Annotated in this window: 20 protein-coding genes; 12 read left to right on the plus strand and 8 right to left on the minus strand. The window is 47.4% G+C overall.

Features of this window, described 5'->3' with window-relative positions; all coding sequences use genetic code 11:
- The first annotated feature begins 344 nt into the window (after positions 1-344).
- The 3 genes from HHX48_RS07005 to HHX48_RS07015 all read left to right on the plus strand — a co-directional run bounded on the left by HHX48_RS07005 (position 345) and on the right by HHX48_RS07015 (position 2,051).
- Positions 345-1,520, plus strand: coding sequence for a DUF418 domain-containing protein (locus HHX48_RS07005; RefSeq protein ID WP_191023536.1), 1,176 nt, complete (start codon positions 345-347; stop codon positions 1,518-1,520).
- A 131-nt stretch (positions 1,521-1,651) separates the two neighbouring features.
- The gene (locus tag HHX48_RS07010; RefSeq protein ID WP_191023538.1) at positions 1,652-1,789 is read left to right on the plus strand and encodes a hypothetical protein; all 138 of its coding nucleotides are present in this window, start codon (positions 1,652-1,654) and stop codon (positions 1,787-1,789) included.
- Between the two features lie 52 nt (positions 1,790-1,841).
- The gene (locus tag HHX48_RS07015) at positions 1,842-2,051 is read left to right on the plus strand and encodes a hypothetical protein (RefSeq protein ID WP_191023540.1); all 210 of its coding nucleotides are present in this window, start codon (positions 1,842-1,844) and stop codon (positions 2,049-2,051) included.
- Positions 2,052-2,094: 43 nt separating this feature from the next.
- Here the strand turns inward: HHX48_RS07015 and HHX48_RS07020 are convergent, their stop codons facing one another.
- The 5 genes from HHX48_RS07020 to HHX48_RS07040 all read right to left on the minus strand — a co-directional run bounded on the left by HHX48_RS07020 (position 2,095) and on the right by HHX48_RS07040 (position 7,254).
- Positions 2,095-3,411, minus strand: a complete 1,317-nt coding sequence (locus HHX48_RS07020; RefSeq protein WP_191023542.1) for a M24 family metallopeptidase — start codon at positions 3,409-3,411, stop codon at positions 2,095-2,097.
- Between the two features lie 183 nt (positions 3,412-3,594).
- A complete protein-coding gene (locus HHX48_RS07025; protein ID WP_191023544.1) occupies positions 3,595-4,263 on the minus strand; it encodes a glutathione S-transferase family protein in 669 nt (222 codons plus the stop codon).
- A 156-nt stretch (positions 4,264-4,419) separates the two neighbouring features.
- Positions 4,420-5,739 (minus strand): glycoside hydrolase family 2 TIM barrel-domain containing protein, encoded by a 1,320-nt coding sequence (locus HHX48_RS07030; RefSeq protein WP_191023546.1) that lies wholly within the window; start codon positions 5,737-5,739, stop codon positions 4,420-4,422.
- Between the two features lie 142 nt (positions 5,740-5,881).
- The gene (locus HHX48_RS07035; RefSeq protein ID WP_191023548.1) at positions 5,882-6,976 is read right to left on the minus strand and encodes a threonine aldolase family protein; all 1,095 of its coding nucleotides are present in this window, start codon (positions 6,974-6,976) and stop codon (positions 5,882-5,884) included.
- A gap of 26 nt (positions 6,977-7,002) precedes the next feature.
- Positions 7,003-7,254 carry a hypothetical protein gene (locus tag HHX48_RS07040; protein WP_191023550.1) on the minus strand — a complete coding sequence of 84 codons (252 nt, stop codon included), beginning with the start codon at positions 7,252-7,254 and terminating at the stop codon, positions 7,003-7,005.
- A 223-nt stretch (positions 7,255-7,477) separates the two neighbouring features.
- On the opposite strand from HHX48_RS07040, the gene HHX48_RS07045 reads away from it, so the two are divergent.
- Positions 7,478-9,067 (plus strand): ABC-F family ATPase, encoded by a 1,590-nt coding sequence (locus tag HHX48_RS07045; protein WP_191023715.1) that lies wholly within the window; start codon positions 7,478-7,480, stop codon positions 9,065-9,067.
- A gap of 37 nt (positions 9,068-9,104) precedes the next feature.
- On the opposite strand, the gene HHX48_RS07050 is transcribed toward HHX48_RS07045, so the two are convergent.
- Both HHX48_RS07050 and HHX48_RS07055 read right to left on the minus strand, forming a co-directional pair.
- The gene (locus HHX48_RS07050; protein WP_191023551.1) at positions 9,105-9,332 is read right to left on the minus strand and encodes a hypothetical protein; all 228 of its coding nucleotides are present in this window, start codon (positions 9,330-9,332) and stop codon (positions 9,105-9,107) included.
- Between the two features lie 52 nt (positions 9,333-9,384).
- Complete coding sequence (locus HHX48_RS07055; protein WP_191023553.1) at positions 9,385-9,564, minus strand: hypothetical protein; 180 nt, start codon at positions 9,562-9,564, stop codon at positions 9,385-9,387.
- A 710-nt stretch (positions 9,565-10,274) separates the two neighbouring features.
- On the opposite strand from HHX48_RS07055, the gene HHX48_RS07060 reads away from it, so the two are divergent.
- The 4 genes from HHX48_RS07060 (at position 10,275) to HHX48_RS07075 (ending at position 14,743) form a co-directional block, all read left to right on the plus strand.
- Complete coding sequence (locus HHX48_RS07060; protein WP_191023555.1) at positions 10,275-10,913, plus strand: tetratricopeptide repeat protein; 639 nt, start codon at positions 10,275-10,277, stop codon at positions 10,911-10,913.
- Between the two features lie 152 nt (positions 10,914-11,065).
- The gene (gene katG / locus HHX48_RS07065; RefSeq protein ID WP_191023558.1) at positions 11,066-13,291 is read left to right on the plus strand and encodes a catalase/peroxidase HPI; all 2,226 of its coding nucleotides are present in this window, start codon (positions 11,066-11,068) and stop codon (positions 13,289-13,291) included.
- Positions 13,292-13,387: 96 nt separating this feature from the next.
- Positions 13,388-14,095 carry a DUF4886 domain-containing protein gene (locus HHX48_RS07070; protein ID WP_191023560.1) on the plus strand — a complete coding sequence of 236 codons (708 nt, stop codon included), beginning with the start codon at positions 13,388-13,390 and terminating at the stop codon, positions 14,093-14,095.
- 51 nt (positions 14,096-14,146) lie between these two features.
- Positions 14,147-14,743, plus strand: coding sequence for a YigZ family protein (locus HHX48_RS07075; protein WP_191023562.1), 597 nt, complete (start codon positions 14,147-14,149; stop codon positions 14,741-14,743).
- A gap of 13 nt (positions 14,744-14,756) precedes the next feature.
- On the opposite strand, the gene HHX48_RS07080 is transcribed toward HHX48_RS07075, so the two are convergent.
- Positions 14,757-15,185 (minus strand): organic hydroperoxide resistance protein, encoded by a 429-nt coding sequence (locus HHX48_RS07080; RefSeq protein WP_191023564.1) that lies wholly within the window; start codon positions 15,183-15,185, stop codon positions 14,757-14,759.
- 102 nt (positions 15,186-15,287) lie between these two features.
- On the opposite strand from HHX48_RS07080, the gene HHX48_RS07085 reads away from it, so the two are divergent.
- From HHX48_RS07085 to HHX48_RS07100, 4 genes are all read left to right on the plus strand, one after another.
- Positions 15,288-15,740 (plus strand): MarR family winged helix-turn-helix transcriptional regulator, encoded by a 453-nt coding sequence (locus tag HHX48_RS07085; protein WP_191023566.1) that lies wholly within the window; start codon positions 15,288-15,290, stop codon positions 15,738-15,740.
- 83 nt (positions 15,741-15,823) lie between these two features.
- On the plus strand, positions 15,824-16,459 hold the full coding sequence (gene trhA / locus HHX48_RS07090; protein WP_191023568.1) for a PAQR family membrane homeostasis protein TrhA: 636 nt from the start codon (positions 15,824-15,826) through the stop codon (positions 16,457-16,459).
- A 14-nt stretch (positions 16,460-16,473) separates the two neighbouring features.
- Positions 16,474-16,998 (plus strand): protein-tyrosine phosphatase family protein, encoded by a 525-nt coding sequence (locus HHX48_RS07095; protein ID WP_191023570.1) that lies wholly within the window; start codon positions 16,474-16,476, stop codon positions 16,996-16,998.
- A 202-nt stretch (positions 16,999-17,200) separates the two neighbouring features.
- Complete coding sequence (locus HHX48_RS07100) at positions 17,201-19,255, plus strand: right-handed parallel beta-helix repeat-containing protein (protein ID WP_191023572.1); 2,055 nt, start codon at positions 17,201-17,203, stop codon at positions 19,253-19,255.
- Positions 19,256-19,292: the final 37 nt, after the last annotated feature.

The raw sequence follows: 19,292 nt of genomic DNA on the forward strand, positions 1-19,292 counted from the left end.
TAGCTAGATCAACTTTGAGATAGCCCTCCTCATCATCTTTGAATGTAAAAAACAGCCCCCTCCACCGGCATTCCGTGCGGGAAAGCGCTCTTTGTAAAACTTTATCATTTCTGCTTTTTTCATATTTTATTCTCCTGAACCTGCATTATATTAAATGAAAGCTCACAATAACCTGTATCTATTCAGAATCTGTTATCATTACTGGTAATGCCGAGCTGGCTGCGACCCAGGCTGGGTAAAAAAAGATGCGCTATTACACTGCCACCAGCAATCTTGCATATCCCTTTTCGGTTAAACATTGTAGTCTTATAAGCCCGCTTACACTGCGCACAAAAAGGATTTGCATGCGTATACAGTCGCTCGATGCTATTCGTGGTTTCGCCGTTCTCGGTATTCTTTTTATGAACATTGCACATCATATGAACATCCTCACTGGGTATGTGCCATTTGATAATGCATTGGTGAGTGACAGCATAATCTCTCTTGTTCAGCTTATCTTTGCCGACGGGAAATTCCGAACCCTGTTTTGCATTTTGTTTGGGGCGGGTATGGCCATACTTTACGAAAATGGGCAGAGGCAATCGGTTCGGGTAAAAACATTCTTACAGACCAGATTGAACTGGTTATTCGTTTTTGGCTTGGCTCACGCTGTATTTATTTTTGGCGGCGACATACTCATGCTGTATGCAATCTCCGGCATTATGTTTATAAACTATTTGCACCTGGACAATGAAAGCCTGTTTAAAAAAAGCCGCTTCCTCATTATTTTAGGCGCGCTCCTGATGGTGATAGTTAACCTGCTCACTCTACTTTTTGGGAATACGGAACCGATTACGCGAGGTTCCCAGGAATATACGGACATGCTATCAATCTGGCAGGACGGGTATCTTATCCAGGTGGCCGTTCAAAGTGGCATTGCGTTGGGCATGCTGTTGCTTTCTTTTCTTAACACACTGTGGTTGGTGCTTGGGTTAATGGGGCTGGGAGCATGGCTGTATCGAACACGTTTTTTCTCTACAGGCTTTGGTAAAAGTACACAACAAAAGCTTCTAGCTGGCGCGATAATAACCACGCTTGTTTGTATCGCTCTGCGTTTCTCACTTCCTGGCGTTGATGAAGAAATATCCTCGGCGCTTTTTGGTTTGTGCGCTATTTTCATCTCACCACTTTATGCCGACTTTTTAATTAAACACGCCAATAATGACAGTCGTTTGTTCAGAGCCCTCTGTTATTGCGGGCAGGTAGCCTTGTCACTCTATCTCATTCAATCTATCAGCATGGCGCTGTTATTTCGCCTGTTACTGCCGGCGGTGTGGCCCGACTTTGAGCTGTACATAACCCGAATAGACCTGATGGCCTTCGCTCTGCTCTTTACCATTTTTCAGATCTATCTTGCGCGCGCTATTGTGAAAAATTTCTCTCACGGCCCCTTCGAGTTCGTGTGGCGAAAACGTTATAGACAAGGCTATATCCAGAAAGTCAGTGAAAACGCCCACTGTGAATCTGAAACAGCAAAATAGCGATAATGACAAATCACGTATCTGGGAAAACGGTTATTTTGTACAGTTCGCTTTTTTTCTAAACCATTTAGTCTTGTAGTTAGTCCGAGGCATTAGCAACTGGTACAACGATGATTAAAAGGAAATTAAGTATGGAAACACTAAAACAAGAACACCTGAGCAAGGTAACGGGCGGCAATTCAGTAAAAGAAAACGCCAAAATAGCGGTAGATACGTGTGGTGCCGGTAACGTAAAAAGCGTGTCTACGTCCGGTTTTGAGTGTAAATAAATTACAGGCTGACATGGATGTGTCAGCCTGACTTTTCAGTGAGGATAAAGCGATGATCAGCACCAAAAAACTATTAGCTTGCCTGTGCGTTTCGATGCTGACCGCATGCTCATCCAACGTAACGAAGGAGCATGCTTCCAGTACCGATGCGCCCCTGTCGGCTACCGCGCAACAGGTGCAAAACAATGCCAAGCTTGCATTGGCACATTGTGGCAAAGGTAGGGTTAGCGCCGTGTCTACAAAAGGTTATGAATGCAAATAACGGTTTACCGGCTAGGCATTCCGCTACGCTAAATTACGCCTGGTTAGTCAGACGATATAAGGTGAAACTTTCGCTGTCTGCCATCCAGATAACGAACCTGTTTACCGTCAAAAAATGCATCTTCTTCTAACATGATGCGAATCTTTTTATCCCATTCAGGCACGTAAGTAGTGGCGTTGAGTTCGATGGAATACGCCGTATTTGGATAGAGCGGGTAGTCTCCTACCACGGGCAGACCTTCCTGCGCATCCCACATACCAATGGTAGGACCGGCAGCGTGGCCGTGAAAACCCAGAGGGTGCGTATAAATAGACGGTGAAATGCCGGCCTGAACCGCCTGTTGTCTGGATTTACGCAGGACCTCGTTTCCACTTCTGCCCAGCTTAAAGTTGTCGGTGAGTATGTTCTGAAGCTGGTTCCCCACGCCAAGCGCCTTTACCAGCCCTGCCGGTGGCTCTGTTTCGCCAGGTCTTAATACGTACGCGTGTTGTTGCTGATCTGTATTTAATCGTAGGTAGGTAATGCCAAAATCAACGTGTAACAAGTCACCGGGCCGTATGACATTTTCCTCAGGCCGTTGACTGAAGTCACGTTCATCCTGCCCCTTCCCAGCGCGCTGAATCGACACGGTAGGATGAAACCAGTTTTTAAGCCCCATGGCTTTACTTTGGTCCCGCAGCCACCAAACGACATCATCTGTACGCGTTTCACCTGGCGTAACCACTGCATTAGAAAAAGCTTTGGCAATAAGTTGATGACCAATTTCAGCTAATTGAGGGTAATAGGTCATTTCCAGCTCACTGCGTGTCTCCAGCCACGCGATGGCCAGCTTTTCTGCAGATACGACACGTGAATGCAGCTTGTCAGGCAGGGCCGCCATGAACTGTGCTTTTTCGGTACTACTCATACCATCTGCCAGCGCAAATGACTTTGAAACATTGATACCGATTCGGTCAGGATCACGAGATTTAATAATCTCTGCCAGTGCCGCCCATTGGTCAGGCTGTGCGTCTTTATCCCACGCCTTTTCGAACGTGTCGCCCATCGCGTATCGTGCTACTGCCAGTTTTTCCAGTGGTTGATTCTTGCCGGGATTATAAATAACCAGCATGGTATGCCTGCGTGCAGAGAGCCAGGTGGAAGGCAGCATGGTTTTTAATACCGGGTCTTCGTTGTATTCACGCGACATGATTACCCACATGTCGATACCCGTCCGGTTCATAAGATGAGGCAAAACATTATCAAACCGCTGCTCTAATATGTTATCAACGATTTGTGCCCGCTCTTTCATGCTGGCAATTTCTGTAGCCAGCACGGGCAATGAAAGAAACAATAACAAAGACGTCAGGATACTTCGCATAGCAGGTGATACCTTCTTACCAAGGGCTTCAATGGGTAGTGCTTATAATAGGCACGAATTGAAACCAACCTCAAAGGTTTCGCTGCTGAAGTAATGATCTGTTAAGCCATCAAACCGGTTGCGACTTACACTGTCCGCTAATCATTATCTTTGAACCTTGCTGCATTCTGGTCTTCCTGGCTTTTAACATCTCCTTTTTTCGAAAAATGCCCAGTATGGTTCCGGAATTTCCAGCGCCCTTTGCGTAGCCGGGCGAGCATCAATACGCTCAAACCATTTTTGTAAGTGAGGCAAACCGGCCACGCTTACCTTTGCCCAGTAATAAGCTCGGGCCCAGGTGTAGGTAGCCATGTCAGCAATAGTGTATTGCTCGTCGACTAAATAGGTTCGCGCAGTCAGGCGGGTATTCAGAACTTCCAGTAAACGCCGGCTTTCATCAACGTAGCGCTTAATGGCGAACGGATCCTCATTACCATTTTTAGCGGCGATGCGTTGAAAATACATGGCTTGCCCCATCATCGGCCCAACGCCGGCCATCTGAAACATCAGCCATTGCAGGGTTTCTGAACGGCCCTCAGCGCTCTGAGGTAAAAACCTGTCGTATTTTTCAGCCAGATACCAAAGGATCGCGCCTGACTCGAATACCACAAAGTCATTGTTCGAGCGATCCACAATAGTGGGAATTCTTCCGTTGGGATTGAGCTTAAGATAGTCTTCCGATTTTTGTTCTTTCTGTGAAAAATCGATGTGGGTTACATCGTATTCAATTCCCGCTTCTTCCAAAAATACGACAGGCTTCCAGCCATTCATGGTGGAAGCAGTATAGAGGTGAATATCTTTTGATTGGCTCATACACTTGCTCGATTCTGATCCCACTGAAAACGCGAGGATTAGCTGATACAGTATTAATCTGCTAAACGGGCTGAATCGAAAAAGCGCTTAATCAATATCGCTGGCATAGTGAGTGGCAATACTGGCCACTCACCCTTTCTTAATTGCTTTTACAAACTACTTCCCATCCACGAAAAACGGGATATTTGCAGTAGCGACTTTTCCACTGCCGCTGAGCGCATAAGCAAATAAACGATATCCGCCCGGTGTGGTGGGTGCTGTAAGGGTAAGCGTTCCATCATTATCTTTTACAAACAACCCTTCCACCGGTTTAGGTCTGGCTTCCGGATCGCCACCGGCCTTGATATCCGTACTTTCTGGTAATACTTCCCAGCGAATAGTTGTGCCATCATCCTGATGTTCTTTCAGTTTCAGTTCGGCCGTCATCGATTCACCGGCCTGAACATGGATACTATCAACGGCTTGTTTACCGTTAATCGTAAAGTTCAGAATTGACGGTGCTCTTACCTCAGGCCACTCACCATTCCAGTTATAGTACAGCGAATCCACCACTTCATTGGGGTAGCCGGCTTCAGTAAATACGCCATACCAGGTCGGGGTTGTTTCCTGCTTCTGTCCCCATAAAAATGCATAGGAGCCCAGCGCACGGCCTGGTGCGTCTTTGATGCCGCCTGCATACCGGCTCCGGTAGGAAGCGGCTTTTTGGGTGCTGGTCTGCTCAATGGGTACATCCCAGTCGGTACGGTCTACCTGCCAGTGACCGGTCGGGCCCCACTCAGTCACCACATAAGGGCCATCATACCCCATATCCAACAGATCCTGAGGCAACGACTCCAGACCGCCGTAGATGTTGATACTCAGATAATCAATATCCGGTACGCGGGTTAAAACCAGCTCCAGCTTTTCCTTATCAATGCCAGCTGTAACGGTCGTAATAAGATGGTTAGGATCCAGCTCTTTTATCATGGCGGCAATATCCTGTACCGCAAACCACACATCTTTGTTGGTATAAAACAGATCGACTTCATTGCCAATCCCCCAGGCGAGCAATGCCGGGTGATCTTTATATTTTAAAACCTGCTCGCGCACCGCTGCTTTTTGCTTGGCAACAGCGTCTTTATCGCCATAATCAAAGCCGTGTCGTTCATGACCTAATCGCAACCCCAGCATAACGGAAAGGCCGTGTTTGTGCGCCTCATCCAGAATCGCTTTTGCATTATCCGTATCCCAGGTACGCAATGAATTTGCGCCGCTATCGGCAAGAAGCGCCAAACGGGTTCGGCCACCGGCCCCTTTGATGAAATAGGGGTCGCCGTCTCTTAGTATTGTGTAGCCATTATCTGTTTGAGCTAACGAGGTTTTGATGACGGACTGAGTCGGCGCTGATGTTTCAGATTGCGCTACCGCGTCTGGATGTGTACACCCTGCTATTAACAGCGCGCAAACGCCTGCCAGCAACATTTTAGAATTCAACATTTCATTCCTTAGACTTACGTTTTGTAAGCGCTATCATTTCATGTATCTGAAAAAGATTCACCTTTTTAACATTTCATAAACATGAGCTGATACGACGTAAAGCTATGCTCAGATGCTTTGCCCGACTATCTGCTGTGCAGTATTAATTAGCTATACAAGCTATGAGATGTTCAACCCAGAAACCGGGCGGATGTTTGACAGCCTGATCACCAATGCTGATTTCACTAATACAATACCGTTCAGTGCCGCTACGCGGTAGTGGCAACACCATGACGCCGGTACGCGCCGCATAGTCCAGAATTTTGTCGGCAAGAACCTGACTGCCTTCGTTTAGTTTCAGATGAAACATGGCGGCCTGCACGGCGCCGGGGACAGTCGTAAAGCCAGCACTTACCAATTCCTGTGCCAGCGTTTTCGTATAGCTGATGAATTCGGGCATCTTATCTGTGAGCCTTTCCAGCCCGTACTGCGCTGCAAGGACCTCAGGGTATAACGTAATAGGATTTCCACCCGCCCTTCTTGCCCAAATTCGGGCATCCTCGATAAGAGATGTTTCACCCAGTAATGCAGCACCTGCAATACCGTTTAAGTCTTTATAAAAGCTGACATAGACGCTATCGAAAATCCCGGCAATCTGTTGCAGGCTACGCTGGTAAAACGAAGTGGTTTGCCAGATCCGGGCCCCGTCCATATGCATTGCCACCTGATTTTCATCACACCACTGCCGGATAGCAACCAGCGTGTCCCAGTCAGGCATGACGCCGCCCAGCTCACGCATGGGGGTTTCGATGATAAGCGCACAAATGTCAGTAGCATCCAGGTGAGTAATATCTTCTGCCCGAAGAATGATATCAGGCTGCCCTGCCATTTTTACCTTCAAGTGCCACAACGTTTCAATTGCATTATGTTCGTGAAGTATCAGATGCGAGGTGGGATGTAGCGCAACAGATTGCCGGTTGACAGTTTCGCTGTAACACTTCACAGCGACATTTTGTGCCAGGGTGCCGGTAGGTAGAAACAGTGCAGCAGGTTTGCTGAACAATTCAGCGAGTTGAGTTTCAAACTGATGCACTACACCGCCATAGCCATAACTATCCCGGGCGTCATCTGGGTGTACGTAGTCACTCAGACGCTGCAATTCTTCTTTGATGCTTGCCTGATGGCTGCGGTGAATAACAGCATCACATTTTTGTAATAGCTGCGAATAACGTTTTTTCTGTTGTGCGGTTACCGGCATATTTTGTCCTGAACATGTACTTTACTCTACTTCATATGCACTTTGCCGCCGACGATTTTCAGCGCAGGAGCGCCCCGAATCATGGTTTCGCGCGCAAATTGCTGACCGCAGCCCGGGCATATGCAGGCGGTGTTGGTATAGTCTTCAACAATACGTTCGGTAAAACACTTTACCAGCGCGCCTTTACCGCCCTTGCGGTACTTAAATATCGGTGCTTTACACTGTAAACAGGATATTTGAACAGTGCGCCGAGGACCTTTTTTATTGGGTTTCGCCATCGCCCCTGCCTGCCAATACAATCATATGTTCATGGTAAGCATTGCGTCATCGTATTACCACCCTGCCAAACAGCCTGCCTTTACCGACCACTATGCGCCGGTCAATATGCAAAAAGGTCAAAATTTCCTCGACACTGTGGCCATGATTCTTTATATTGCGCGCCCGCAGCTTCCAAAGCGAAGCCATCTATTCTTCATTCTATTTACCCGCTGGACACCTGATTTGATTACTACCGCCAATATCACAATGCAGTTTGGCTCTGAGCCATTATTTGAAAACATCTCCGCTAAATTTGGTAATGGAAACCGCTATGGCCTAATCGGCGCCAATGGCTGCGGTAAGTCCACGCTAATGAAAATTTTAAGCGGCAAGCTGACACCTTCAGCAGGTAATGTGTCAATGGCACCGGGAACAAAGTTAGGCGTGCTGAGCCAGGACCAGTTTGCTTTTGAAGAAATGAGCGTAGTGGATACGGTCATTATGGGTGATCGCGAACTGTGGGACGTTAAACAGGAACGGGATGAAATTTATAGTAAGCCAGAGATGAGCGAAGAAGACGGTATGCGCGTAGCTGATCTTGAGACTCGCTTTGCCGAGATGGATGGGTATACCGCAGAGGCCAGAGCGGGTGATATTCTTAGTGCCGCAGGCATAGAGGAAACGTATCATTTCGGTTTAATGAAGGAAGTGGCACCTGGTAAAAAAGTGCGTGTACTGCTGGCGCAAGCGTTGTTCGCCGATCCTGATATTTTGCTACTCGACGAGCCGACGAACAACCTCGACATATATACCATTCACTGGCTGGCAGAAGAGCTAACCAAACGTAAATCCACCATGATCATTATCTCGCATGACAGACACTTTCTGAACTCTGTGTGTACTCACATGGCCGATATCGACTATGGCGAGCTGCGAATTTACCCGGGCAACTATGATGCATTTGCCGAGGCAGCTGCATTAGCCCAGGAGCAATTACATCAGGAAAATGCCAAAAAGTCGGCCGAGATAGAGGAACTGCAAAGCTTTGTGGCGCGCTTTTCTGCAAACGCTTCAAAGGCAAAACAAGCCACTTCCCGTGCTCGTCGACTGGAAAAAATAGAACTGGCCGACATCAAGGCGTCGAGCCGCCGTAAACCCTTCATCCAGTTTAAGCAGCATAAAAAACTGCACCGTCTTGCGATAACGCTGGAGGAGCTGGGTCACGGATATAAAGATCTGCCGCTTTTCAATAATGGTAATCTGCTACTGGAAGCTGGCTCTCGGCTTGCTATCATTGGCGAAAACGGCGCCGGCAAAACCACATTACTTAAATGTCTTATTGATGACCTTGAAGCGAACGAAGGTGTAGTGAAATGGGCAGAAAATGCGTCCGTAGGTTACATCCCTCAGGATAGCACCAAAGACTTTTCCAGTGACCTGACATTGTTTGAGTGGATGTCACAGTGGCGAGGTCCAAAGCATGATGACTTACAGGTCAAAGGTATGCTGGGACGCTTGTTATTTTCATCCGATGATTTTAACAAAAAGGTCAATGTGTGCTCAGGTGGTGAAAAGAATCGCCTGTTATTTGGCAAGCTCATGTTGCAGGATATCAATGTACTGGTGATGGATGAGCCCACCAACCACCTGGACATGGAATCTATTGAGGCACTCAACCACGCTCTGTTGAATTTTGATGGCACCGTCATATTTGTCAGTCACGACCGCGAGTTTGTCTCGTCGCTGGCAACACAGGTTATTGAGATAAAAGATAAAAAGCTTAATAACTTTGAAGGTACCTACGAGGAGTTTCTGGCGCATTCGGCGGCTTAAATTAAGCCGTTAGCTGATTTGAAAAAGAATAAAAAAATCAGGGGAAAGAGTACCGTGGGGTGAGTGAGCAGCCACCAGCCAGATAGTCGATATACCGGTAACGACGCTCTTTCCCGTTGCTCAGTGACTGTCGAATCGTTGTTGGCGTTATTGAAACAATAAAAGCGCCTAAAATAATTAACTGGTTTAGTAACACGCAAAATGTGAATACTAATACGCTGCCTAGCAGTACTTTTTTAAATAACGACAACTGTATTATTTTCATCTCCAGGTTAGCCTGGCTTCTTTAATTTTTTGTCCACCAGCCAGCAGACAAATCACCATTCAATCTGCTTTTTTCTTATCAGGTAACCTAAAAAGATAATTACCATCGCACTGATAAACCAGGGGTTTGATGAGATAGCAACGCCTGCCTTTACCCTGTCTAACACTGCGACGAAAAGACAGGTTAGTGCAGATAAGATGACGGTAATATCGAAAGCTGCAGTTTTAGACACCACGATTTCTCACATAATTTACGTTTTTGGTTGAAAGCGTACCCGCGCTTTAAATAAGGAATCGGCTTACCCGTGATGCACAAGCGCTATTTAACTACACAAAGGACAGTTGCTTTGTTAATAACGACGCCGTAAAACAAACATGCGAACGACATAAGCACTGATGTTATTAAAACGTGTGAAGGTGCTATGACCCCTAGGAACATCAGAAGTATTGTACAAATGACTGATATCGATATTGAAAAACCTACTTTTTTTAGCATAACTCCACCTAAACAATAGTGTGGGTTTCATCCCACTCTGCAACACCGCCGCCAGCTACACTTTCGATTTCAGCCATGCTCATCTCTTTCAAGCTTAAGCTTCTTCCAGCGTTAAAAATATTGGCTTAATTTTGAATCTCTGCTTTGGTCAGACACAGTCATTGTATTGAGTTAGTGCCATAGAAATACTGGCCAAAGTATCGTTTTATCAAATGAATTCGCGCCTGGGGATAATGAAAAAAGCCCGCTTAATTAAGCAGGCTGAAGAAGAAATGCCAGGAACCACAATATTACGAACTGACCATTCGCAAACTGCGTTGACACCTCATTATTCTATTAATATGAAAGGTTAACTTCACCTGTACTAACGTGCAGATATCTGTCAAAAGATGGTTAAGCCGTTGATGTAATTGACGTATAATTTGCAGTTACAACTACGGAGTATTTATGCAACTTTTACGAACAGCGGTGCTTACGGCCGCAATGTCCTTTTCGGTTTCTGCGCTTGCTCAGTCACCAACGCTTTTAGACGTCCAACATACCTGGGCAGCAATCAACTATCAGACCGATGATGCCGACCAGCAGCTTACCCAATTCGAGTCTCTGGTTGAAAACGCTCGCGAGCTTGTGTCAGCATCCCCGGATGACGCTGCTGCACTGACCTGGCTGGGTATATCACAAGCCAGTGCGGCGCGGGCTAAGGGCGGTCTTGGTGCGCTTGATTATGCTGAGGATGCAAAAGAAAATTTTGAGAAAGCTATAGCGATTGATCCGGCGGTACTCGATGGTGCAGCGCTATTTAGTCTTGGTGCCCTGTACCATAAAGTCCCGGGCTGGCCGGTCAGCTTTGGTGACGATGATGAGGCAGAGTCGCTGTTTAAGCGAGCGCTAAAAGTGAGTCCGGAAGGAATGGATGCTAACTATTTTTATGCTGAGTTTCTGGTGGACGAGGGTGAATACAGCCGCGCCTACGACTATCTGACAAAAGCGCAACAGGCTCCTCCCCGTACTGAGCGCCCCCTTGCTGATAAAGGTCGACGCCAGGCTATAGATGCGTTACTTAAAGAAATAAAAGAGAAGCGTTGATCATGCTCCAAGTGCTCGCTTTCCACTTCTCTGATTTTTCTCTAAAAATCCGATTAACATAATCTAATTTCCTTATTTCCTTTTTCCTGCTTTTTCTACGATGCTTAATAAGCATAAACATGTTAATGAAGTAGCATAAAGAGGATAAAACTATGTTAAAGCGCGCATTGACCGTGGCCGCCGCGGTCTCTATTGCCCTTTCACCGGTAGCAATAGCCACCGAACAGCAAATGCAGTCTAAGGAAGTAAAAAGTAATGCCTTTTGGTGGCCCGAGCAACTTAACCTTGGGCCGCTCCGCGCCCATGGCCCTGAATCCAATCCCTACGGTGAAGATTTTAATTACGCGGAAGCCTTTAATCAGCTCGATTTGCAAGCGGTGAAAAAGGATATACGCGCTGTACTGACCGAATCTCAGGACTGGTGGCCCGCAGACTACGGCCATTATGGTCCGTTTTTCATTCGAATGGCCTGGCACGCTGCAGGTACCTATCGGGTTCATGATGGTCGCGGCGGTGCCGGCGGTGGCCAGCAACGTTTTGATCCGCTCAATAGCTGGCCGGATAACGCTAACCTCGATAAAGCCCGACGCCTTTTGTGGCCGATCAAGCAAAAATACGGTCGCAGTATTTCCTGGGCCGACCTGATGGCGCTAACCGGAAACGTGGCTCTTGAAGACATGGGCTTTAAAACCTTCGGGTATGCCGGCGGCCGTGTTGATGACTGGGAGCCTGATCTGGTGTACTGGGGGCCGGAAAGCAAATTTTTAACCGACGAGCGTCGTGATAAAAAAGGTAAGCTTAAAGGTCCACTCGCAGCAGTTGAAATGGGGCTGATTTATGTCAATCCGGAAGGTCCGCACGGCAAGCCCGACCCGATAGCGGCAGCCAATGATATCCGTATGTCGTTTGGAAGAATGGCAATGGATGATGAAGAAATCGTTGCGCTGATTGCTGGCGGTCATACTTTTGGTAAGGCCCACGGTGCTAAAAAGGCAGATTGTCTGGACAAAGAACCTGCCGCCGCTGGTGTTGAAGAGCAAGGATTCGGCTGGAAGAATAAATGCGGTAAAGGTAATGCAGAAGATACCATGACCAGTGGCCTTGAAGGCGCCTGGACAGTTACCCCTACCAAGTGGACAACCAACTATCTGGAAAACCTTTTTGGGTTTGAATGGAAACAAACCAAGAGCCCGGCAGGTGCCACACAGTGGATCCCTAAATCTGAATCTGCTGCGAACATGGTGCCTGATGCGCACGACAAAGCTAAGCGCCATGCGCCAATTATGTTTACCACTGACCTGGCCATAAAAGAGGATCCGGCGTTCAGAAAAATTGCGCTGCGCTTTAAAGACAACCCTGAAGAGTTTGAGAAAGCCTTTGCTAAGGCGTGGTTTAAGCTAAACCATCGCGACTTGGGTCCCCGTGCACGCTATCTGGGCGATGAGGTTCCTGATGAAGTACTTAAGTGGCAGGACCCTATCCCTGATGTCGATTATACGCTGGTCAATGATTCGCAGATTTCTCAGCTTAAACAGCAAATTCTGGATACCGGCCTGACGGTTCCGGAGCTGGTAAGAACAGCCTGGGCATCTGCTGCCAGTTACCGTGATACCGACATGCGCGGTGGCGCCAACGGTGCACGGGTAAGACTGGCACCTCAAAACAGCTGGCCGGTCAATAACCCGGATGAGCTGAGCAAGGTGCTGGCCGAGCTGGAAAAGGTTCAGAAGAACTTCAATGACAAGGCATCTGGCACGCAGATTTCACTGGCTGACACGATTGTTCTGGCAGGTGCTGCGGCCGTTGAAAAAGCGGCGAAAGATGCCGGTTATGATGTAACTGTGCCATTCAAGCCAGGGCGCGCTGATGCAACAGCCGCAATGACCGATCAGGAATCGTTTGCATATCTTGAGCCTAAAGCTGATGCATTCAGAAATTATTATTCTGACGACGCATGGAAATCACCGGCTGAAATGATGGTAGAACGCGCTGACCTGTTGTCACTAACGGTGCCGGAAATGACAGTACTGCTTGGCGGCATGCGCAGCTTAAATGCAAATCATGGCGAGGTGCAGCATGGTGTACTGACCACGACTCCCGGACAGCTTAACAATGCGTTTTTTGTAAACCTGCTGGATATGTCAACACAGTGGGAAAAGTCGTCGGACGATGAAACCCTTTATGTTGGTAAGGATCGTAAGTCCGGCGAGCAAAAATGGACAGCAACACCGGTGGATCTGATTTTCGGGTCAAACTCAGAGCTGCGTGCAATAGCTGAGGTTTACGCTTCAGATAATGCGAAGCAAAAGTTTGTTGATGATTTTGTCAATGCGTGGACAAAGGTCATGACCAACGACCGTTTTGACCTTAAATCGTAACAGGTCATAAGCATATAAAGGCCGCTCTTTTGAGCGGCTTTTTCTTTGGTAGGTATTTGGTTACAGTAAGAAACTGTTTATACGGATATCATCATTATGCGCCATCTACTTGTCTTCCTGTTGTTTTTCACACTATCGGTATGTGCACAGGCTTCTGAGAAAACCGAAAAACTTTTATTTATTGGAAACAGCTTTACCTTTTTTAACGGTGGCATCGATCACCACGTCAGTCAGCTTGCGCGCTATGCAAAGCAAAGTTCAAACCCTCTGGCGTTTCGTAATGCATTTGGCGGTGAGACCCTCAAAGGGCACCTGGCTCAGCGAAATACGCCCGACATTATCGACATGCTGGAATGGGATCACGTGATCATTCAGGGTTACAGCAATGAGCCTTTAACTGATTACCAACGATTTGTAGATGCTGCGAAAGCCCTCAAAACAATGGCATCTGAAAAAGGTGCCAAAACGCATCTTTTGATTACCTGGGCCTACCGGGGTAGACCCGCCATGTTTGAGAAGCTAAAAAACGCCTATATGAAAGCAAGCCGCCATCTGAACAGTGACGCCATACCTGCAGGCCCGGCGTTTGCGCTGGCACTTGCCCGCCGTCCCACGCTCAACCTGTACAGTGATAATAAGCATCCCAACCTGGCCGGAACTTATCTGGCAGCATGTGTGGTTTATCAATGGTTGTTTGACCAGCCTGCCTCGCAAAGTCAGTATCGTGCAGGCTTACCGGCTGACATGGCTGCATTCTTACAAACTGTAGCGCAGGATACGGTCTACGCATTTCGTGAAAAATGATTGCCTAACCTTACGTGCGTCCAGCGCTGTTGAACGGTATAATTAGCCGCTATGCCTTACCTAATTCCAGAATCAACTCATCATACGCGGTATGAAGTAAAAAAAAGCCAGTTCATTGGTTATGCAGCTGCGGCATCCAGCCGTGAGCAAGCTATGGATTTTCTTGCGTTACTAAGGCAGCAGTATCCGGATGCCAGACATCATTGCTGGGCCTATTTACTCGGCCCCCCCGCTGCGCCTGTCAGTGTAGCAATGAACGATGATGGCGAGCCCAGTGGTACGGCGGGAAAGCCGATTTTAAACGTGTTGCAGCATAATAATGTTGGTGACATTGTTATTGTCGTGGTGCGCTATTTCGGCGGGATCAAGTTAGGTGCCGGTGGGCTGGTCAGAGCCTATTCAGCTTCTGCGCAAATGACGCTGGAATCGCTACCCACCCGGCAATTAGTTAAACAAACCAAATTGATGGTGGAAACCGACTTTCGGCATGAGCAGTTTGTGCGTCACTTTGTTGAGCAACACCACGGAGAAATTTTACAAACAGACTACCAGCAGCATGTGATGATTGAACTTTCATTGCCGGATGAAAGCATTCACGAACTATCCTCGCTGGCTGGTAGTATGGGATTTACTGTTCGCGCTGACTAAGTCAGCGCAACGCTTACGCCAGCTTAAGATCTACTTCAATATTACCGCGAGTAGCATTTGAGTAAGGGCACACTTCATGGGCCTGTTCTACCAGCTTTTCAGCATCGGCTTTCGGCATATCGCCCAAATCGATGGTCAGTGTTACTGCAATAGCAAAGCCTTTTTCGATAGGACCGATGGCCACATCGCCTTTAACCGAAATTTTATCATCCAGCTTGATCTTCTGCGCCCCGGCAACATGTTTCAGTGCACCGATAAAGCATGCAGAATAGCCAGCGGCAAACAGTTGCTCAGGGTTTGTGCCAGCACCATCATCACCGCCCAGCGCCTTAGGTACTGATAAGTCTGTTTTCAGACGACCATCGCTTGATTCAGCGGTACCGTCTCTTCCTCCTGTCGCGGTCGCTGTACCTGTGTATATTACACTGTCTAACTTATGCATGATTATCTCCTGCTGTGAATTTAGTTTGCATGCAAATTAAAATAGCGAATTGTGGCTTGCTGTTCAAGTATTTTGTATGCAAAATATTCATCGAGGTGAAATATGAATAATCCACTCGCGTTGAAAAATCAGTTGTGTCATCGGTTTTATACATTGTCCAACGCATTTAATCGCGCTTACCGTCCATTGCTGAGCAAGCTGGATGTAACTTATCCACAATATGTTGTCCTGCTGAGTTTATGGGAAGAAGACGCCGTAACCATTTCCAGACTGGTTGAGCATACCCGTGTTGACAGCGGTGCAATGAGCCTGATTTTGAAAAAACTTGAGAAAAAAGGTTTCATTACCTTCACATTCAACGACAACGATCGCCGCAGTCGTATCGTGACACTGACGCCGTTTGGCAGAGAAAAAAAAGATGAGGCAGTGTCGATCCCTCATCAGATGCGCTGTAACTTACAAAATATCACCGATGAGGAGGCCAGAATGCTGGTCGGCTTGCTGGATAAACTTACCAGTGAGCTGGATGAAACACTGTGTTCCGCTGATAAATAAATTTTGCTGTCCAACTCATCGAATTGTAATCCAATAGCGTATATTATTCAGTGAACACTTGTACGCTAAAAGGTGCCTGTTAAATGTCGTCAGTACCCTCCCCGGCTTACTCAGCAAAAGAAGAATGGATAAACAGCCTTAGTCACGGTATCGGCCTTGTCGCCGCTGTTGTAGGCCTGGTATTTATACTGCTGCGCGCCCAGGATCCCCTGGCCATCACTGTATCTGCTATCTATGGCACGACACTCATTCTGATGTTTTTGAGCTCTACGCTATATCATGCAATTGCTCATCAGCGTGCCAAAGGCTGGCTGAAGCTGTTTGATCACAGCGCCATCTACCTGCTTATTGCCGGCACCTATACACCGCTTTTGCTTGTTTCTGTTGGCGGCTGGCTGGGCATAACGATGACTGCGCTGGTCTGGATACTGGCGCTGGGTGGCGTGATGTTTAAGCTGATTGCTCAACACCGGTTTCCCCGGATCTCGGTAGCCACATATTTACTGCTGGGCTGGATAGCGTTAGGCATTATTTACCCCCTGTATTTGGCACTTCCCGGTGCAGGTCTATGGCTTATTGTTGCTGGTGGCCTCTGCTTTAGTATTGGGGTTATCTTCTATGTCGCAAAAAAGGTAAAATATACCCACGCCATCTGGCACATGTTTGTGATCGGCGGCTGTAGCTGTCATTATTTTTCCATTTATTACTATGTTGTTTGAAGGGTTAACGCGGTATGGAGCAGCCTGAACTCTCTCAGGATACACAAAGCACGAATGCTGCAAACACACTGCGCTGGTTTCAAACCAGTGTAGGCCGGATTTGTCTTGGTCCACGACCTGATGATGCATTAATGCAAACACTGAAAGCCGAAGGGGTTTCCCACATCGCTACTGTGCAAACTTCGGATGAGCAGGCCGATGCTATAAAAGCTCTCTGTGAGTTATTCGATACGCGTTGGGTGTGGCTACCGATAGAAAAAATACGTGACAGCTCAAAAGCAGAAGTCGCTATGTTGCAAAAATATCTTGCAGAATTACGACAAATTCTTACACAGGGTGGCAGTGTTTACCTGCATTGCGATAAATCACGTTACCGCTGTCGATTGATGTTTTATGCTCTTTGCCACCACCTTAAAATGCCCTCCTCCAGCGCTTACCCGGCCATGCACTCTTTCTCTGCGGACGGCGCCAACCGTATTGCCCGTGAAGATTTATACTGGGCTGCTGACTTAGGTACATCAGTAAAATATCAGGCCTGATATCGCCAATCCAGCCATGTTACGCATTGGCCAGTCGCGCTTTTGCATAGTATTTGCTTTACCTAGCCTAACGCATGTTTTGCCAGAATAGTCTGCAGTCGTTTTTAACACCGACGTCACTGGCATTGTGCGTATCTTAATATTTCATTCCTGCGGCATTTACGCGCAGCATTTTTTCGCTTCAGTTTATAGGTATCGGCTTATGTTGTTACATCGCGCGAAACGGTTGTCACGCCTGATTATCGGTTTATCACTCCTTGCCACCCCGGCTGCATCCACCTTTGCAGCAACATCAACACAACAGGCATTTGTGGCTGGTCAACCAGGCACTGCAGCGCTAGAGCAGATAACCCAGCAGATGTCGCTCAGCGACATTGAAGCACTGGTAGTGTCGTTAAAAAACGACAAACAATACAAACGCATGCTACAAAAATTGCAGGCGGATGAAACATCGGCCGCGGCTGAAATCCTTGCCGCTTTAAAGGACACAGGCTCGTTGTATGATGCCACGACAACGCTGGTGCAGCAGAAGACAGGTGATGCACAGAAATTAGTGCGTGCTGCAATGCTACTTTTTCCGGCTGACCGCTACGCGCTCTATCATGCCCTGTTAGCTGAAAGCACATTATCTGAAAACCAGGTTAAATCCTGGGCGTCTTCTACCGGTGTGCTTACCAGCCAATTATATGCAGATGAGGCCTTCGATAGCGCAGGTATCGCCATTGAGCCATTAATGGAATCGCTCAGTGTCAGTATTGCCGGGCAGACCGCAGATACCAAAGCATCTGTATATTTTCGCCGCGCCAATGCGTCGAACGGCGACTGGCAGCGCGCAAACGATCTGCAATGGGAGCCGGTGACCGCACACCTTACCGGCCCGTTAGTCTATCTGCAGCCGGATACGGCTTATGAGCTGAAAATCAGACTGGAACAGGCGGACGGAAGTTCGCAAACACTGATGCGCCAGACGGCAACCCGCGCTGAAACACCACCTGTCGATCCCGACAAGGTTTACCAACTTGCTGATATTTATAACGGCGGGACGCTGGATCTGGAAGCGTTAGGCATAGAAGGCAAACCGGGTGCCTGGGCTAAGATTGTGGGTGATCCCAATCTTCCCATTGTTGCCCCTGACGGCAATAAGCATGCGATCGATATTGGGAATAACAGTTATATTTATTTTGAGAATATCGTCGTTAAAGGCGGCAGAACCCATAGTGTTTTTGCAGAAAAAGCGCATCATATTTGGATAAACGAGTGTGATATTTCTGATTGGGGTCGCTCAGCTAACATTCTTAAAAATGGTGTTGCTTATGAATTAGAGGATGCACAGCCCATTAACTATGACTCTGCCATCTATCTTCGCCAAAGTGGTGTCGTCACGGTTGAAAACTGTCATATTCATGACCCCAATGCGTTGGCTAACGACTGGCGATATGGCCACCCCAAAGGACCAAATGCCTTTTTTGCACATGCCAATCATCCCAACCCTGCGTACAAGGGTCAGGTGATCCTAAGAAACAATATATTTGAGGGTAAGCCAGAGCACCGCTTCAATGATGTCATAGAAGGCCGTAAAAATGGTGAGCCTTTAGGGGGTTTTGTCAGAGACTCGGCAATTTATGGTAATACGCTCAGATATGCCAATGATGACAGTATTGAGATAGACGGTGGTCAGTATAACGTGCTGGTTTACAATAACGACATTGCGCATAGCTATACGGGTGTCAGCGCCATCCCGACACGGGTCGGACCGTCGTTTATCTTCAACAATTACATTCACGACCTGGGCGATCAAACAGGCAAGCAATGGGCCGCTGTTAAGCTGGGTGGGTTGTTCGCTGGTGCGTTTGGCAAGAGCCATATTTACCACAACCTTATCACCGTAGGTCGAAACGGTATCGCCGCATCGCGTTTTCAGGAAGACAATACATTTTATACCCACGCCCAGAATAATATCGTCATCACACAGAAAGACGCCAATATGGTAGGACTGAATGTATATGATCCCAGGCAGTTCGAACAAACCCGGTACGTGAACAACTATTTTTTCAATACAAAAAAGGGCGAGCCCAAAGTGGAAGGAACCATCGCCGTGCCTTATGCGTATCCTTCTGAGGTGAATACAAAAAATGCAGAAAGCTGGGTCAATAGTGAAGACCAGGCTATGTTTCCTGCCAATGATGCGTATTACATTCCCAATTTTAGTCTGAAAAACGCTCAACAGGGCGCGTATATCAACGGGCTGATAAATTAAGGCAGGCTTTGTGCTTGTCTTCGGCACATATTTTAAA

The organism is Salinimonas profundi, assembly GCF_014750655.1.
GTDB classification, from domain to species: domain Bacteria; phylum Pseudomonadota; class Gammaproteobacteria; order Enterobacterales; family Alteromonadaceae; genus Alteromonas; species Alteromonas profundi_A.

Excerpts from the sequence above, each read along its gene's own strand:
- HHX48_RS07005 (WP_191023536.1), top strand. The coding sequence starts at position 345 with ATGCGTATACAGTCGCTCGATGCTATTCGTGGTTTCGCCGTTCTCGGT.
- HHX48_RS07010 (WP_191023538.1), top strand. The coding sequence starts at position 1,652 with ATGGAAACACTAAAACAAGAACACCTGAGCAAGGTAACGGGCGGCAAT.
- HHX48_RS07015 (WP_191023540.1), top strand. The coding sequence starts at position 1,842 with ATGATCAGCACCAAAAAACTATTAGCTTGCCTGTGCGTTTCGATGCTG.
- HHX48_RS07020 (WP_191023542.1), bottom strand. The coding sequence starts at position 3,411 with ATGCGAAGTATCCTGACGTCTTTGTTATTGTTTCTTTCATTGCCCGTG.
- HHX48_RS07025 (WP_191023544.1), bottom strand. The coding sequence starts at position 4,263 with ATGAGCCAATCAAAAGATATTCACCTCTATACTGCTTCCACCATGAAT.
- HHX48_RS07030 (WP_191023546.1), bottom strand. The coding sequence starts at position 5,739 with ATGTTGAATTCTAAAATGTTGCTGGCAGGCGTTTGCGCGCTGTTAATA.
- HHX48_RS07035 (WP_191023548.1), bottom strand. The coding sequence starts at position 6,976 with ATGCCGGTAACCGCACAACAGAAAAAACGTTATTCGCAGCTATTACAA.
- HHX48_RS07040 (WP_191023550.1), bottom strand. The coding sequence starts at position 7,254 with ATGGCGAAACCCAATAAAAAAGGTCCTCGGCGCACTGTTCAAATATCC.
- HHX48_RS07050 (WP_191023551.1), bottom strand. The coding sequence starts at position 9,332 with ATGAAAATAATACAGTTGTCGTTATTTAAAAAAGTACTGCTAGGCAGC.
- HHX48_RS07060 (WP_191023555.1), top strand. The coding sequence starts at position 10,275 with ATGCAACTTTTACGAACAGCGGTGCTTACGGCCGCAATGTCCTTTTCG.
- katG (WP_191023558.1), top strand. The coding sequence starts at position 11,066 with ATGTTAAAGCGCGCATTGACCGTGGCCGCCGCGGTCTCTATTGCCCTT.
- HHX48_RS07070 (WP_191023560.1), top strand. The coding sequence starts at position 13,388 with ATGCGCCATCTACTTGTCTTCCTGTTGTTTTTCACACTATCGGTATGT.
- HHX48_RS07075 (WP_191023562.1), top strand. The coding sequence starts at position 14,147 with ATGCCTTACCTAATTCCAGAATCAACTCATCATACGCGGTATGAAGTA.
- HHX48_RS07080 (WP_191023564.1), bottom strand. The coding sequence starts at position 15,185 with ATGCATAAGTTAGACAGTGTAATATACACAGGTACAGCGACCGCGACA.
- HHX48_RS07085 (WP_191023566.1), top strand. The coding sequence starts at position 15,288 with ATGAATAATCCACTCGCGTTGAAAAATCAGTTGTGTCATCGGTTTTAT.
- trhA (WP_191023568.1), top strand. The coding sequence starts at position 15,824 with ATGTCGTCAGTACCCTCCCCGGCTTACTCAGCAAAAGAAGAATGGATA.
- HHX48_RS07095 (WP_191023570.1), top strand. The coding sequence starts at position 16,474 with ATGGAGCAGCCTGAACTCTCTCAGGATACACAAAGCACGAATGCTGCA.
- HHX48_RS07100 (WP_191023572.1), top strand. The coding sequence starts at position 17,201 with ATGTTGTTACATCGCGCGAAACGGTTGTCACGCCTGATTATCGGTTTA.